Source organism: Streptomyces sp. Pv4-95, assembly GCF_045782725.1.
Classification (GTDB): domain Bacteria; phylum Actinomycetota; class Actinomycetes; order Streptomycetales; family Streptomycetaceae; genus Streptomyces.
Window position 1 is genome coordinate 6,986,513 of the sequence record NZ_CP127172.1, and the last position, 13,492, is coordinate 7,000,004.

10 protein-coding genes and 1 pseudogene are annotated in these 13,492 nt (G+C 73.5%); 5 read left to right on the forward strand and 6 right to left on the reverse strand.

Translation table 11 applies throughout. From position 1 onward, the window contains the following. The first annotated feature begins 156 nt into the window (after nt 1-156). The 3 genes and pseudogenes from QOM21_RS30685 to QOM21_RS30695 all read left to right on the forward strand — a co-directional run bounded on the left by QOM21_RS30685 (nt 157) and on the right by QOM21_RS30695 (nt 3,629). Complete coding sequence (locus QOM21_RS30685; protein ID WP_407554259.1) at nt 157-462, forward strand: SHOCT domain-containing protein; 306 nt, start codon at nt 157-159, stop codon at nt 460-462. After that, nucleotides 459-1,250 carry an ABC transporter ATP-binding protein gene (locus QOM21_RS30690; protein ID WP_407554260.1) on the forward strand — a complete coding sequence of 264 codons (792 nt, stop codon included), beginning with the start codon at nt 459-461 and terminating at the stop codon, nt 1,248-1,250. Before QOM21_RS30685 ends, QOM21_RS30690 begins: the two co-directional genes overlap by 4 nt. Next, nucleotides 1,247-3,629, forward strand: a pseudogene (locus tag QOM21_RS30695) (FtsX-like permease family protein). The gene QOM21_RS30690 and the pseudogene QOM21_RS30695 overlap by 4 nt, the downstream one beginning before the upstream one ends. 22 nt (nt 3,630-3,651) lie before the next feature. Here the strand turns inward: QOM21_RS30695 and QOM21_RS30700 are convergent. Beyond that, nucleotides 3,652-4,164, reverse strand: a complete 513-nt coding sequence (locus QOM21_RS30700) for an ATP-binding protein (protein WP_407554261.1) — start codon at nt 4,162-4,164, stop codon at nt 3,652-3,654. Nucleotides 4,165-4,338: 174 nt separating this feature from the next. Continuing rightward, complete coding sequence (locus tag QOM21_RS30705; RefSeq protein ID WP_393896085.1) at nt 4,339-4,626, reverse strand: hypothetical protein; 288 nt, start codon at nt 4,624-4,626, stop codon at nt 4,339-4,341. A gap of 302 nt (nt 4,627-4,928) precedes the next feature. On the opposite strand from QOM21_RS30705, the gene QOM21_RS30710 reads away from it, so the two are divergent. Further along, on the forward strand, nt 4,929-6,026 hold the full coding sequence (locus QOM21_RS30710; RefSeq protein WP_407555921.1) for a PLP-dependent cysteine synthase family protein: 1,098 nt from the start codon (nt 4,929-4,931) through the stop codon (nt 6,024-6,026). 19 nt (nt 6,027-6,045) lie between these two features. Here QOM21_RS30710 and QOM21_RS30715 read toward each other — a convergent pair whose 3' ends face one another. Both QOM21_RS30715 and QOM21_RS30720 read right to left on the reverse strand, forming a co-directional pair. Continuing rightward, nucleotides 6,046-6,519, reverse strand: coding sequence for an SRPBCC family protein (locus tag QOM21_RS30715; RefSeq protein WP_407554262.1), 474 nt, complete (start codon nt 6,517-6,519; stop codon nt 6,046-6,048). Between the two features lie 63 nt (nt 6,520-6,582). Further along, on the reverse strand, nt 6,583-7,428 hold the full coding sequence (locus tag QOM21_RS30720) for a DeoR/GlpR family DNA-binding transcription regulator (RefSeq protein ID WP_407554263.1): 846 nt from the start codon (nt 7,426-7,428) through the stop codon (nt 6,583-6,585). Nucleotides 7,429-7,659: 231 nt separating this feature from the next. Here QOM21_RS30720 and QOM21_RS30725 point away from each other — a divergent pair, with 231 nt between their 5' ends. Beyond that, the gene (locus QOM21_RS30725) at nt 7,660-10,095 is read left to right on the forward strand and encodes a hypothetical protein (RefSeq protein ID WP_407554264.1); all 2,436 of its coding nucleotides are present in this window, start codon (nt 7,660-7,662) and stop codon (nt 10,093-10,095) included. Here the strand turns inward: QOM21_RS30725 and QOM21_RS30730 are convergent. Together QOM21_RS30730 and QOM21_RS30735 are read right to left on the reverse strand one after the other, a co-directional pair. Continuing rightward, the gene (locus QOM21_RS30730; protein ID WP_407554265.1) at nt 10,065-12,512 is read right to left on the reverse strand and encodes a right-handed parallel beta-helix repeat-containing protein; all 2,448 of its coding nucleotides are present in this window, start codon (nt 12,510-12,512) and stop codon (nt 10,065-10,067) included. The two genes, QOM21_RS30725 and QOM21_RS30730, sit on opposite strands and share 31 nt — an antisense overlap. A 156-nt stretch (nt 12,513-12,668) precedes the next feature. Next, entirely contained in the window at nt 12,669-13,271 is a 603-nt protein-coding gene (locus tag QOM21_RS30735; RefSeq protein WP_407554266.1) for a hypothetical protein, read from the reverse strand. Between the last annotated feature and the right edge of the window lie 221 nt (nt 13,272-13,492).

Genomic DNA, 13,492 nt, shown 5'->3' on the forward strand with positions numbered 1-13,492 from the left:
AGTTACAGAATCCAGGGGCGGCCGGAGCAGTGCCGCACGCACCGCGTACTTCCTGCGTGGTACGCGCGAAGCCGCTGGCCGTACGACGACGCGCGGCGCCTCGCGGACGAGGCTCGAAGACGAAAGAACGCACCGTTCCCCGAGGAGCTGAGTCCCATGTTCGAGCTGGCACATCCCTGGTCCGACGGCGGCCCCGGCCTCTGGATCCTCTTCGTCCCCGTGCTCTGGGCCCTGGTCATCTTCGGCGTGGTGACCCTGCTGCGCCGCACCGCCCGGCGCCACGGCGGCCCCGGCCGGTACTTCCGCGGCCCGCAGGGCACGGCCAGGAGCGACACCCCCTCGCCCATCGCCGTGCTCGGCCGCCGCTTCGCGGCAGGCGAGATCGACGAGGAGGAGTACTGGCGACGGCTGTCGGTCCTGGAGGAGCACTTCGGCACCGGAGCGAAGGGAGACACGGCATGACGTCCACCGGCCCCACCCCGCCTGCTGCCGCCCGCGTCGTCGACGCCGTCAAGGTCTACGGATCCGGCGACGCGCGGGTGCGGGCCCTGGACGGGGTGACGGCCGGCTTCCCGGCCGGCCGGTTCACCGCGATCATGGGCCCTTCCGGTTCCGGAAAATCCACGCTGATGCACGTCGCGGCCGGCCTGGACAGCCTCACGTCCGGGTCGGCCTTCGTGGCCGGCACCGACCTCACCACCCTCGACGACCGCCGGCTGACCCTGCTGCGCAGGCAGCGCGTCGGCTTCGTCTTCCAGTCCTTCAACCTGCTGCCCACCCTCACCGTCGCGGAGAACATCACCCTCCCGCTGGACCTCGCCGGACAGCGGGGTGACCCCGAGTGGATCGACACACTCATCGACGCCGTGGGTCTCCGGGACCGGCTGCACCACCGGCCCGCCGAACTCTCCGGCGGCCAGCAGCAACGCGTCGCGGTCGCCCGCGCGTTCGCCGCCCGCCCGGAGGTGGTGTTCGCGGACGAGCCGACCGGCAATCTCGACTCCCGCTCCGGCGAGGAGGTGCTGGGCCTGCTCGGCCGGGCCGTACGCACCATGGGCCGCACCGTCGTCATGGTCACCCACGACCCGGTCGCCGCCGCACACGCCGACGAGGTCGTCCTCCTCGCCGACGGGCGGCTGGTCGACACGATGGCCGATCCCACCGCGGAACGCGTCCTGGACCGCATCAAGGCATTCGACACCAGGACCCGCGACTCCGCGCCGCACGCCGAACAGGCGGTCCCGTCATGACCACCCGGCCCGCACCCCTGCTCCTCGGCCGCTCCGCGCTGCGCGGCCACAAGCGCCGGTTCGCCGGCACCTTCCTCGCCGTGCTGCTCGGGGTCGCCTTCCTCAGCGGCACCCTCGTCATGGGCGACACCCTGCGTGGCAGCTTCGACACGATGTTCGGCGACGCCACCCGCGGCACCGCCGCCGTCGTGCGCAGTGCCGACGTCGTCACCGTGCCCGGCGCCGGCCAGGGCAGCCGCAGCCCCGTCAGCACCTCCCTGGCCGCGGCCGTCGAGAAGGTCCCGGGCGTCGCCGCCGCGGAACCCGCCGTCCAGGGCGAGGGACGGCTCATCGGCACGGACGGCAAGGTCGTCGGCGCAGGCCAGGGGCCGCCCTCGCGCGCCGCCAACTGGATCACCGATCCGCAGCTGAACGCCTATCGACTCGCCGAGGGACACGCTCCCCGGGCGTCCGGCCAGGCCGTGATCAACAGGGGCGCGGCCAAGGCCGGTGACCTGCGGATCGGTGACCGCACCGTCCTGCGCACACCGGACCCGGTCCCCGTCACCGTCGTCGGCATCGCCACCTTCGGCGGCGAGGACGGCATGGGGCAGAGCACCTTCACGGCACTGACCCGGTCCGACGCGGAGCGCCACCTCGGCCCCGAGCCCGGCCGGGCGTCGAGCATCCTCGTGCGGGCCGCTCCCGGCGTCTCCCAGCAGCAGTTGGCCGACGCGCTGCGACCCCCCCTCCCCGACGGCGTGGAGGCCATCACCGGCGACCGCTACACGGAGGAGAGCAGCGCCGTGGCCGGTGGTTTCCTGAACCTGTTCACCACGCTGCTGCTGGTGTTCGCGGGCATCGCGCTGCTGGTGGCGACCTTCTCCCTGCACAACACCTTCGCCATCCTGGTGGCCCAGCGCACCCGCGAGAACGCCCTGCTGCGCATCCTCGGCGCGTCCCGGCGCCAGCTCATCGGCGCCACGCTCGTCGAAGCCGCGGTCGTCGCGGTGGTCGCCGGTGCCACCGGGCTCCTCGCCGGTATCGGCATCGCGGCCGGTCTGCAGGCGCTCTTCCCCGCCATCGGCTTCCCCTTCCCGGGCGGCCCCTTGGTCATCAGCGCGCTGTCGATGACGCTGCCGGTCGCGGTCGGTGTGCTGGTCTGCCTCGGCTCCGCGCTCGTGCCCGCCGTGCGTGCCGGACGCACCGCCCCGCTGGCCGCCCTGCGCGACGCCGCCGTGGACACCTCGGGTGGCTCCCGCCGCCGCGTGCTGATCGGCGCCGTCATGGGCGCGGCAGGGATCGCGCTGACCGCTCTCGGCGCCGCGGGCACCCCGAACGTCCAGCTCACCGGCGCCGGCGCGCTGCTCACCCTCGTCGCGTTCGTCGTCCTGGGGCCCGTCGCGGCCACGCTCGCGGTACGGGTGCTGGGCGGCCCCGTCGCCAGGCTGCGCGGAGTGACGGGAGCCCTGGCGCAGCGCAACGCACTGCGTTCCCCGAAGCGGACCGCGGCCACCGCCACCGCCCTGATGATCGGCGTCGCGGTGGTCTGCCTCTTCACCGTCTTCGGGGCCTCCCTCAAGGCCACCGCCGACCGCTCCGTCTCCCAGGCGTTCGCCGGCGACATCGCGGTCGGCACCACGTCCTTCGGGCCCGGTGGCAGCGGCATCAGCCCGCGCCTCGCCCCGGCCCTCGACCGGCTGCCCGAGGTGGACGCAGCCGTGGGCCTGGGCAAGGGCGTCGCGGAGGTGGACGGCGGCGGGCGTTCGCTGACCGTCCGTCTACGAACAGCCCGATCTCACCGGGGACTACGTCATCTCCCGCCAGGCATGGCGGCAGCACCGCGTCCAGGACTCCGACAACCTGGTCGCGGTGGCCCTCGGGGACGGTGTGACGACTGCGGAGGGCAAGGCAGCGGTTCAGCACACGGCCGCCGCCTACGGCAATCCCGAGGTGCAGACCAGGGACGCCTACGCCGCGTCCGCCGCGAGCGGGGTGGACACCTTCCTGACCCTGGTCTACGCCCTGCTCGCGCTGGCCGTGCTGATCGCCCTGCTCGGCATCGCCAACACCCTCACGCTCGCCCTGCACGAGCGCACCCGCGAACTGGGCCTGCTGCGCGCCGTCGGCCAGACCCGGGCGCAGTTGCGGGCCATGGTCCGGTGGGAGTCGGTGCTGGTCGCCGCCTTCGGGACGGCCGGCGGGCTGTTGCTCGGCGGATTCCTCGGCTGGGCACTGGTGCGCGCGTCCGACAGCGCGGGCGGCAGCGTGTTCGCGGTGCCGCCGGTGCAGCTGGCGGCGGTAGCGCTGATCGGGTTGGCCGCGGGTGCGGTGGCCGCGCTGCGTCCCGCGCGCCGGGCCGCGCGGCTCGATGTGCTCCGGGCCGTGGCCACCGAGTGAGGGCCGCCGTTCGACGCTGGTGTCAGCTGACCTTCGTGCCCCGCACCGGGGCGAGGGGGTCGGCCGGCGCACAGGTGGGCTCGGGCTCCAGCCCCACGGTCTCCCAGTGGGTGGTGACCGCGATGGCCTCCTCGACGGCGGGCGTGAGGGCCGGAAGGGTGAACCAGACGACCTTGCCCTCCCCGTCCGGGCGCACCCCCCAGCTCTCGCTGAGCGCCGCGATCAGCGCCAGGCCGCGCCCGCACGTCTCCCAGCTCTCGGCGGCGCGCAGGTGCGGCAGCCGCGGATCCAGGTCGTGCACGGAAACCGTCAACTGGTCCAGAAGTACGCAGAGTTCGACCGTGCACTGCTTGCTGGGCCGGGCGTGCCGGTGCACATTGGCGAGGAGTTCGGTCACGCCGAGCGTCGCGGGGTCCACCAAGGCGTCGAGACGCCAGTACCGCAGCTGTGCGGAAACGATTCTGCGCACATGTCCGATGCGGGACGGCAGGGCGTGGAGCCCCACCGTGCAATGCCTGCTGGGCTGCCTGATCACGACCACGACTCCCTGATGAGGCCGGGCGCCCCCCGAACCGGGCAGGGGCGAAGATCGGATCCAGCGATGTCGGCTGCACCACAGCGTCACCGCTGGTGAACCCTCAGTGATACGTGTCCAGGGTCGGGCAGGTGGTGCGCTCCCGCAACCGCACCACCGCGCCGGGGCAGGGGGTCAGGCACGTGGCGGACGCGCCGCCTCCAGGGCCTTCAGGAAGAGTTCCGGGGCGCCGAGGGTGAGGGAGTAGCGGTGGCCGTTGAGGGTGGCGAGCGCCCGGTCCCGGGCCGCGAACAGCGGTTTGTGTGCCTGTACCGCCGTCAGCGGCGCACTGTCGATCTCCGTGCCGTAGCTCGTCAGGAGCGCGAGTCTGCCGTCCGCGATGACGACCTGCCCGGCGCGGGTCATGGACCGCAGCCACCGCTCGATCCGTACGCCGGTCGCGTTGTACTCCGGCTCCGCCATGGCCACCACCTCCTCGGTGAAACGGGCAGGTGCCCTCCACCGCCCCTTGAGGGGAGTCTGCCGGTAGGACGGCCCGGACACCAGTGCCCCTGGCGCCCGGCGCCCGCAACAGCCCGCTCCCAGGGCTTTCTTGGGGGTTCTCAAAGGGTTGTTTATGCAGGTGAGAAGGTTGCCGAGGGTGGCTATAGTCGAAATCGGCCCGGCGTCCCCGCGCGGGCTCTTTGACCCCTTGAGGAGCGCCGGTGAGCACCGCACAGCAGCCGCAGAGCCGGCCGGACGGTACGGCCGCGGCCGATACCCCGATGCCGACCGTCGACGTCGACCGCACCGATCCGGACTACCGCGCCTGGCTCAAAGAGGCCGTCCGCAAGGTGCAGGCCGACGCCAACCGGACCGCCGACACCCACCTCCTGCGCTTCCCGCTGCCCGAGCGGTGGGGCATCGACCTCTACCTCAAGGACGAGTCGACGCACCCCACCGGCAGTCTCAAGCACCGCCTGGCCCGCTCGCTGTTCCTCTACGGGCTGTGCAACGGCTGGATCCGTCCCGGCAAGCCGGTCATCGAGTCCTCCAGCGGCTCCACGGCCGTCTCCGAGGCGTACTTCGCGAGCCTGATCGGGGTGCCCTTCATCGCGGTGATGCCCGCGACGACCAGCCGCGAGAAGACCCGGCTGATCGAGTTCCACGGCGGCAGCTGTCACCTCGTCCAGGACCCGCGGACGGTCTACGAGGTCTCCGCCCGGCTCGCGGCCGAGTCCGGCGGCCACTACATGGACCAGTTCACCTATGCCGAACGGGCCACGGACTGGCGCGGCAACAACAACATCGCCGAATCGATCTACCAGCAACTGCGGCTGGAGCGCTATCCCGAGCCCGCCTGGATCGTCGCGACCGCCGGCACCGGCGGCACGTCCGCGACGATCGCCCGGTACGTCCACTACATGCAGCACGACACCCGCGTCTGCGTCCCCGACCCGGAGAACTCCTGCTTCTTCGACGGCTGGCTCACCGGCGACGCCGGGACCGACTGCGCGACGGCCTCACGCATCGAGGGCATCGGGCGGCCGCGGATGGAGCCGAGCTTCGTTCCCGGCGCGATCGACCGGATGATGAAGGTGCCGGACGCCGCCAGTGTCGCCGCCGTACGCGCCCTGGAGAAGGCCATCGGCCGCAAGGCGGGCGGCTCGACCGGCACCGGGCTGTGGAGCGCCCTGAAGATCGTCGCGGAGATGGTCGCCGAGGGCCGCAGGGGGTCCGTCGTCACGCTGCTCTGCGACCCCGGTGACCGCTACCTGGACAAGTACTACTCCGACGAGTGGCTGGCCTCCCAGGGCCTGGACATCGCGCCGTACGCCGACACCCTCGACACCTTCCTCGACACCGGCGCCTGGCCGGACTGAGGCGGCCCGCCCGCCGGGCTCAGAGCTCGGCGAGGAGGCGGTCCAGCGAGCGCACCGACTCACGGAAGGCGCGCCCCAGGCCCGGCCTGGCCAGCGGCATCACGAAGCGGAACGCCGCCGGGCCGTCCGCCGCGAACATCCAGCGCACCCGGGTCCCCCCGCCCACGGGGGTCAGCCGCCAGTCCTCCAACAGGGCCTGCAGGCCCGGGGCGTTGGTGGTGTCACCGCGGTAGGCGTAGTGGACGGCGGGCTCGGCGGCCAGGACCGTCTCCACGAAGCGGGTGCCGCCTGTGAGGCGGATGTCGCGGCCCCGGCCGCCGTCCGTCGAGGCCGAGCGGGACACGCCGGAGAACCAGCGGGACCAGCCCGCGACATCGTCCGCGAGCGCGGCGTAGACCTCTTCGGGCGGCGCGGCGATCTCCTCGGCGAACACCAGCCGCACGGGGGCGTACGAGGTGAAGTCGAGTTCTACGGGGCGGAGTCGGTGCGCCATGGACGAGCACCCCTTCACGGCGGCGGCGGTGGATCTGCGCCGCACACCATAGCTGACGAGTTATCAGATGTCTGTGTCGTCCGGCTGCTCGCCCGCCACCAGCAGCTCGGGGGGCAGCTCGGCGAACTGCGCGCGCGCCTCGGCGGACAGCCCGGCATCCGTCACCAGCACGTCCACCTCCTCCAGCGACGCGAACGAACTCAGGCCGACCGTACCCCACTTGGTGTGGTCGGCGACCACCACCACACGGCGCGCGGACCGCACGAAATGCCGATTGGTCTCGGCCTCCGCGAGGTTGGGCGTGGACAGGCCCGCCTCCACCGATATGCCGTGCACACCGAGGAAGAGCACGTCGAAATGGAGCGACCGGATCGCGGCGTCCGCCACCGGCCCCACCAGGGTGTCCGACGGCGTCCGCACCCCGCCGGTCAGGACGACCGTCGCCGCGCCCGCCCGCGGACCGGAGCCGCCGGTCGCCGCCGCCCGCTGCGCGGTGTAGAAGACATCGGCCACCCGCACCGAATTCGTCACCACCGTCAGATCCGGCACCTCCAGCAGCTGCTGCGCCAGCGCGAACGCCGTCGTGCCGCCCGCCAGCGCGATCGCGCTGCCCGGTGCCGCCATCTCCGCCGCGGCCCTGGCGATGTCCTCCTTGGCGCTCAGCTCCAGCGCCGACTTCACCTCGAAACCCGGCTCGTGCGCGCTCGGCTCGCTGACCGGCACCGCGCCGCCGTGCACCTTCTCCACCATGCCCCGGCGGGCGAGTGCGTCCAGGTCGCGACGGACCGTCATGTCCGACACGTTGAGCTTGCGGGTCAGCTCGTTGACCCGGACTCCGCCGCGCCGCCTGACCTCGTCGAGGATCAGGGCCCGTCGCTGCTCCGCGAGCAGGTTCTGGTTGTCGCTCACCCCGGCCCGTCCCTTCCGCCCGGCTCGCTGAGTCCGGTCTCTCGCGCCGGCTGCCGCCCGCGATCACTGGTTCCCTCATCCTCGCACGGAGCACCGACAGCCGGACCCGGTCCGGCTCTGCCGTCGGAAGGACGGTGACGTGTGTCGCAGAGGTGGATGGACGCTCGCGCGGGGGAAAGGGACAATCCTGGGGGCGCCGCACAGCGCCGCACGGACAACGGGGGAAGACCAGTGGAGACCGCGGACACGACACCGCACGACCGCCCAACGCCGCGACGGAAGACGGCAGATGGGCCGCCGGCCGAAGCGCCGCAGCTCGCCCTGGAACTGCTGGTGCACGGCGTCGGCGGCACGACACCCGCGGAAATGCTCGGCGACCCGCGCGTCCAGCGGATCACCGGCGACGACACCGCCGCCTGCTACCGCCGTACCGACGACGCGGACGCCGAGGAACGGCCGGGCGACTACCGCGACCAGCCCGTCCGCGAGGCGTACTGCTGGTCCAACCTCACCTCCGGCAACGGCGCCCGCGCCCTCTGGCTGATCCTGGTGCCCTTCATGGTCGCCAACCTCGCCCACTGGATGCGCCCCGCCGCGCCCCCCGAGCACCGTGCCCAGCGGCTCTACGACGTCCTGGTGCGGATCCTGGCGCTCACCCTCACGGTCCTGCTCGCCGCCGCGGCCTGCGAGGTCGCCCTGGACCTCATGGCCTGGCAGTGCGCGGGCACCACGGTCTGCGTCGCCGGCAAGTCCTGGATGGGCTTCCTCAGCCCCGACAACGGCGGCTGGTGGAGCGCCCCCGGCCGCCGCCTCGTGCTCGCCTCGGTGGCGCCTCTTGTGGTCATCGGCTTCCTGTGGTGGCTGTCGTACCGCACCTGGAGCGCGTACGAGTCCGCCTCGCCGCCGCCCCGCCGCCCCGGCACCTCGCGCCACACCCCCGCCGCCGAGCGCACCACGCTGAGCCTGGACGGCTTCTGGTACGGCCGCCGGCTCGTCGCCCGGCTGCGCGCCGCGCACACCGCCGCCGGTGTGCTGACCATCGCCGCCGCGCTGCTCGTCGCCACCGCCGAGGCCGACCGGCGCACCGGCACCGCCCTGACCCTCACCGGCCGGGCGCTGACCGTCCTGATCGTGCTGCTGGCCGCTGCCACCCTCGCCGTCGTCTGGCGCACCGCCCGCAGCGAGGCCGCACCGGACGACGAGTCCGACCGCCTGGTCGTGCGGGCGCTGCCGTACGCCTGCCTCGGCGCGCTGGTGCTGGTCGCCGTGCACACCGCCTGGGCGCGCCCCGGAGCGCACAGTTCGGGCCCGCTGCCCGGCGCCTCGGCCTTCGGCGCGATCGCCGTCTTCCAGGGCGCCATGGTCCTCGCGCTGGCCGTGACCGCATGGGTGCTGCAGCGCGCCGCCCGCGACGACGCCCGCACCGCCCTGCGCGGTATGGGCGGCCCGGCCGTCGCCCTGCTGGCCTGCGCCGTCGGCGGGGTGCTGTCCGGGGGAGTGGCCCAGCGGTTCGCCGACTGGCTGGACGGCGGCGCGACCCCCGGCCAGGCGCACGCCCCCATCGCGGGCCCGCCGGTACTCCTCTCCTGGCAGGCCGCGGTCATCCCGGCGCTGCTGGTCGTCGTCGCCGTCGTCGTGGTGCTCGCCGGCATCCGGGTGCTCGTCGTCCGCAGCAAGGTCTCCCATGACGTCCCCGGACTCTTCGACCCGCAGGAGCGTCCCGACGACCTGCGCACCAAGCGGATCGCCGGCACCATCGCCCGCGCCGGCCTGACCGACTCGGCGCCCGTCCTCGTCGCGGCCACCGCCGCCGTCACTCTCGTCCTCGGCGCCGGCGCGGTGGCCGGCGCCTGGCTCACCGGCCGCGCGCCCGGCCGCGCCACCGAGGCAGCGCCGCCCTTCGTGCACGCCGCCGCGCAGACCGCCGAGGCGCTCGGCTCGTGGCTGATGGGCGCGGGCGTCATAGTCCTCGTCACCATGGGCCGACGCGCCTACCGCGACCACTCCGCCCGCCGCACCATCGGCATCCTCTGGGACGTCGGCACGTTCTGGCCACGGGCCGCCCACCCCTTCGCGCCGCCCTGCTACGCCGAGCGCGCCGTCCCCGACCTCACCTGGCGGATGGCGACCTGGACGGAGCGGTTCGACGGGCGCCTGGTGATCTCCGGGCACTCCCAGGGCAGCGTGCTGGCCGCGGCCGCCGTCTGGCAGCTGGACCTGGTCACCCGCAGCCGCGTCGCCCTGCTCACCTACGGCTCCCCGCTGGAGCGTCTCTACGGGCGGTGGTTCCCCGCCTTCTTCGGCCCGCCCCTCCTCACCGGCCTGCACCGCGAGATGGACGACTGGCGCAACCTGTGGCGCTTCACCGACCCCATCGGCGGCCCGATCCGGCTCACCTGCGAGGGCGGCTGCCGTGTCGACGAAGGCCCGCTGCGCGACCCGCTCGCCTTCGGCCGCACCCTCCAAAACCCGCTGCCCGCGCAGATCCTGGGCCATGGCGACTACCAGGCCGACCCGGTCTTCGCCGAGGTGCGCACCGGGCTGATCGCCCGGCTCGACCCCGGGCTGCCCGGCCAGCGGGACGACGAGCCGGAGGACGGCCCCGACGGCGGGCCGGGACCGCGGCCGCCGTTCCCTCAGGGCAGTTCGGGCAGATCCTCCGCGTAGAGCAGGGTCAGGTCGTCGGTGCTCGTCTCGGTGAGCTGCGAGACCCGGCCCGCGTGCCGCTCGACCATCGCCTCGAACGTCTGCCGCGCGGTACGGCCGTTGCCGAAGGAGGGGCCCTTCGGCAACGCCGTGAAGTACTTCAGCAGCGCCTCGCCGGTTCCCTCGGCGAGGCGGTACTCGTGCTCCTCGCCCTGCTGCTCGACGATGCGCAGCAGCTCCTCCGGCGCGTAGTCGCCGAAGGTGATGGTCCGTGAGAACCGTGACGCCACACCGGGGTTGACGGCGAGGAAGCGCGCCATCTCGGCGGTGTAGCCCGCCACGATCACCACCACCGCCTCCCGGTGGTCCTCCATCAGCTTCACCAGCGTGTCGATGGCCTCCCGGCCGAAGTCCCGCCCGGAGTCCTCGGGGGACAGGGCGTACGCCTCGTCGACGAACAGCACCCCGCCGCGCGCCCGGTCGAACGCCTCCTGCGTACGGATCGCCGTCGAGCCGATGTGCTCGCCCACCAGGTCCACCCGGGACACCTCGACCAGGTGCCCGCGCTCCAACACCCCCAGTGAGGCCAGGATCTCGCCGTAGAGGCGCGCCACGGTCGTCTTGCCCGTGCCGGGCGAGCCGGTGAACACCAGGTGCCGGCGCACCGACGCCGCCTTCAGCCCGGCCTCCTGCCGCCGGCGCCCCACCTCGATCATGTTGATCAGGCTGCGCACCTCGCGCTTGACGCTGTCCAGGCCCACCAGGGTGTCCAGTTCGCCCAGCACCTCCTCGGAGGGCCTGCGGGCGACGGGCGGCTCGGGCGCAACGGCCGGGGCCTGCGGGGCGCTCTGCGTCGGTACGTTGCCCAGCAGCCCGGCGGTCTGGGTGGCGGTCTGCACGGCCGGAGCGGTCCCGGCACCGGACGCCGGAGCGGTGGCCGCCAGGCTCTCGTCGCTGGTGCAGTCCTGGACGGTGGGCCCGCCTGTCGTGCCGTCACCGAACCCGGAGCCGCCGTCGGCGAACTCGTAGCCGCCACGGGCACACCGCTCCGTGCGGCAGCGCGTCAGCGTCGTACGGCAGCCGTCGATCACATGGAAGCCGAAGCCCGAGCTGCCGGTGACGCGGCAGCCGTGGAACGTGCCGCGGCCCTCCGCCGAGACGTAGAACCCGGCCTCGGCCGGTGAACTGACCGTGCTGCCCTCGATGGTGGGGTCGGCGCCCTTGGTGACGATCACGCCGGTCTGGGCGCCGTCGATGGTGCAGTTGGCGAGGGTGCCGCCGCTGCCGTGGTCACGGAACCAGGCGCCGGTGGCCGCCTCCCGGATCCGGCAGTCGTCCAGCTGCACGGTCGCCCCGTCGCTCACCGACACCGCGGTGTTGCGGACCTGGGAGATGTCGCAGTCCACCACATCGGCCCGCGAGCCGCGGTCCAGGACGAACAACGCGTCCGGCACGTCGTGCACCCGCGTCGAGTCCAGCACCGCGGTGGCGCCGTCGCTCACCCACACCGCCGGGTAGTCGCCCGTACTGTCGTGGATCTCGCACTGGTTGGCGTCCACGCGCGTGCCGGGATCCCAGACGGACAGGCCGTTGCGGCCGAAGTGCCGCACCGTGCTGCGGGTCAGGGTCAGCACCGACCGGGACCGCAGGTCGATGGCGTTCTCCGGGATGTCGTGGATGTCGCAGTCGGCGAGGGTGAGAACCGCGTCGGTGTCCAGGGTGACGCCGTCCGCCGAGGTGCGGTGCACGGTGCAGTCGGTGAGGTGGCCGGTGGCCCGAGCCGCGACCTGGATGCCCGCACCCTTGATCTCGTACAGCTCGCAGCCCACCGCCTCGACCGCGCTGCCCTCGCCGTTCAGGGACAGACCGGCGCCGGAGGCGTGGTGGATCCGGCAGTTCTCCAGCCGCGGATGGGCCCCGCCGCGCACCGCCACCCCGGCCTGCCCCGCGGCCACCACCTCGCACTCCTCGAAGACGCCGCCGGCGCCGTCCAGGACGCTGATGCCGACCCCACCGGCGTTGTCGACCGTGCAGCGGCGCACCGTCGGCCGGGCGCCGCCACGGACCTCGATGCCCGCCGCGGACCGGGTCACCACGCGCAGACCGGTCAGCTCCGGCGCGCCGTCCTCCACCAGCAGCGCGGGCGAGGCCGAGTCCGTCGCCTCCAGATGCAGATCGTGGACGGTGGCCGAGGCACGTATGGTCAGCGCCACGCCGTCGGCCGGGGCGATACGCACCGAACCGCGCGCCCCGTCCGGCCCGCGCAGCGTCACCGCGCGCACCAGCACCAGATTCTCGCGGTAGGTACCTGCCGGGACGGTGAGTACATCACCGTCCCCTGCGGCCTCCAGGGCGGCGGCGAGCGAGCTGTACTCCCCTGTGCGGCGCCGCCAACGCGACGTTCCGGAGTGCGTCACCTGGACCGAGCCCTGTGCCATGGCGCTGTCGTGCCCCCACCTCGTGCGGCTGTTGTCGGCCCGGCAGGCATCCGTCCGCGGATGTCCGCATTCGGGTCTGCGAGGCCCCAGCCAGGAGGCTGGATGCACCACCGTAGCGCGCCCGACGGGGGGCAGTTGACATGGTCAGCCGGTTGATCAGCTGCCCGCGCCGGCCCGTCCCCAGTCCTGGCCCGCGCGCTCCCACTCCTCGTCCCAACGGCGGTAGCGGCGCACCCGCAGCCGCCAGACGACCAGCCGCCGGCCGCCCTCGATCAGGCCGCCGGCCGCCGCCGCGGCACCCAGGCCGGCGAGCACCGCGTGGGTACCGGCCGTGCTGACGTCCATCGGCCGCGGCATCACCCGGCCGCCGTGGTCGGTCCAGATCCGGAAGTGCTCACCGGGCTCCACCGGCCGCGGGGAGGCGAGCCGTCCGGTGTGCAGGCTGCCGTCGTACGCGGTCCAGCGGGCGATGACCCGGCGGTGTGCGTCGCGCTCCGAAGAGGTCTCCGGGTCGGGGTCGAGCGGGGTGCGGGAGACCAGCCGGTCGACGGTGACCCACACCAGATGCCGCTGCGCGTGCTGGAGGCGGACGGTCTCCAGGAGCGCGCCGTGCGCGGCCTGCCCGGTGAACCAGCCGACGGAGGGTGCCCCGAGCGTGATCAGGAGGGCGGCGGTCAGTGACACCCACGCCTCGATCCGATCCGTCCGGCGCCGCAGCGGATTGCGCCGCCAACGCCACATACCTGCCATCGCTCGCATCGCTGCACCCCCTTCCGTGTCCGTGAATACCTCATCGCGCCTCGTCCATGCGCGAGTTCCGCAAAGAGAGAGGAACATCACTTCGCGAGGGGCGGACCGGCCGGAGCGCGGACACTGTACTCCTGCTCCGATCCGGCGCCGTCGGCGCGTGAACGCCCGGGTGTGCGGGGCCTGTTAGGACGCGCCGCCCGCAGGGCCGACGAGCCGGCCAAGGGGGACCG

What these genes read in the sequence shown, in the direction of transcription:
- QOM21_RS30685 (WP_407554259.1), top strand. Translation starts at nt 157, where the DNA reads ATGTTCGAGCTGGCACATCCCTGGTCCGACGGCGGCCCCGGCCTCTGG.
- QOM21_RS30690 (WP_407554260.1), top strand. Translation starts at nt 459, where the DNA reads ATGACGTCCACCGGCCCCACCCCGCCTGCTGCCGCCCGCGTCGTCGAC.
- QOM21_RS30705 (WP_393896085.1), bottom strand. Translation starts at nt 4,626, where the DNA reads ATGGCGGAGCCGGAGTACAACGCGACCGGCGTACGGATCGAGCGGTGG.
- QOM21_RS30710 (WP_407555921.1), top strand. Translation starts at nt 4,929, where the DNA reads ATGCCGACCGTCGACGTCGACCGCACCGATCCGGACTACCGCGCCTGG.
- QOM21_RS30715 (WP_407554262.1), bottom strand. Translation starts at nt 6,519, where the DNA reads ATGGCGCACCGACTCCGCCCCGTAGAACTCGACTTCACCTCGTACGCC.
- QOM21_RS30730 (WP_407554265.1), bottom strand. Translation starts at nt 12,512, where the DNA reads ATGGCACAGGGCTCGGTCCAGGTGACGCACTCCGGAACGTCGCGTTGG.
- QOM21_RS30735 (WP_407554266.1), bottom strand. Translation starts at nt 13,271, where the DNA reads ATGCGAGCGATGGCAGGTATGTGGCGTTGGCGGCGCAATCCGCTGCGG.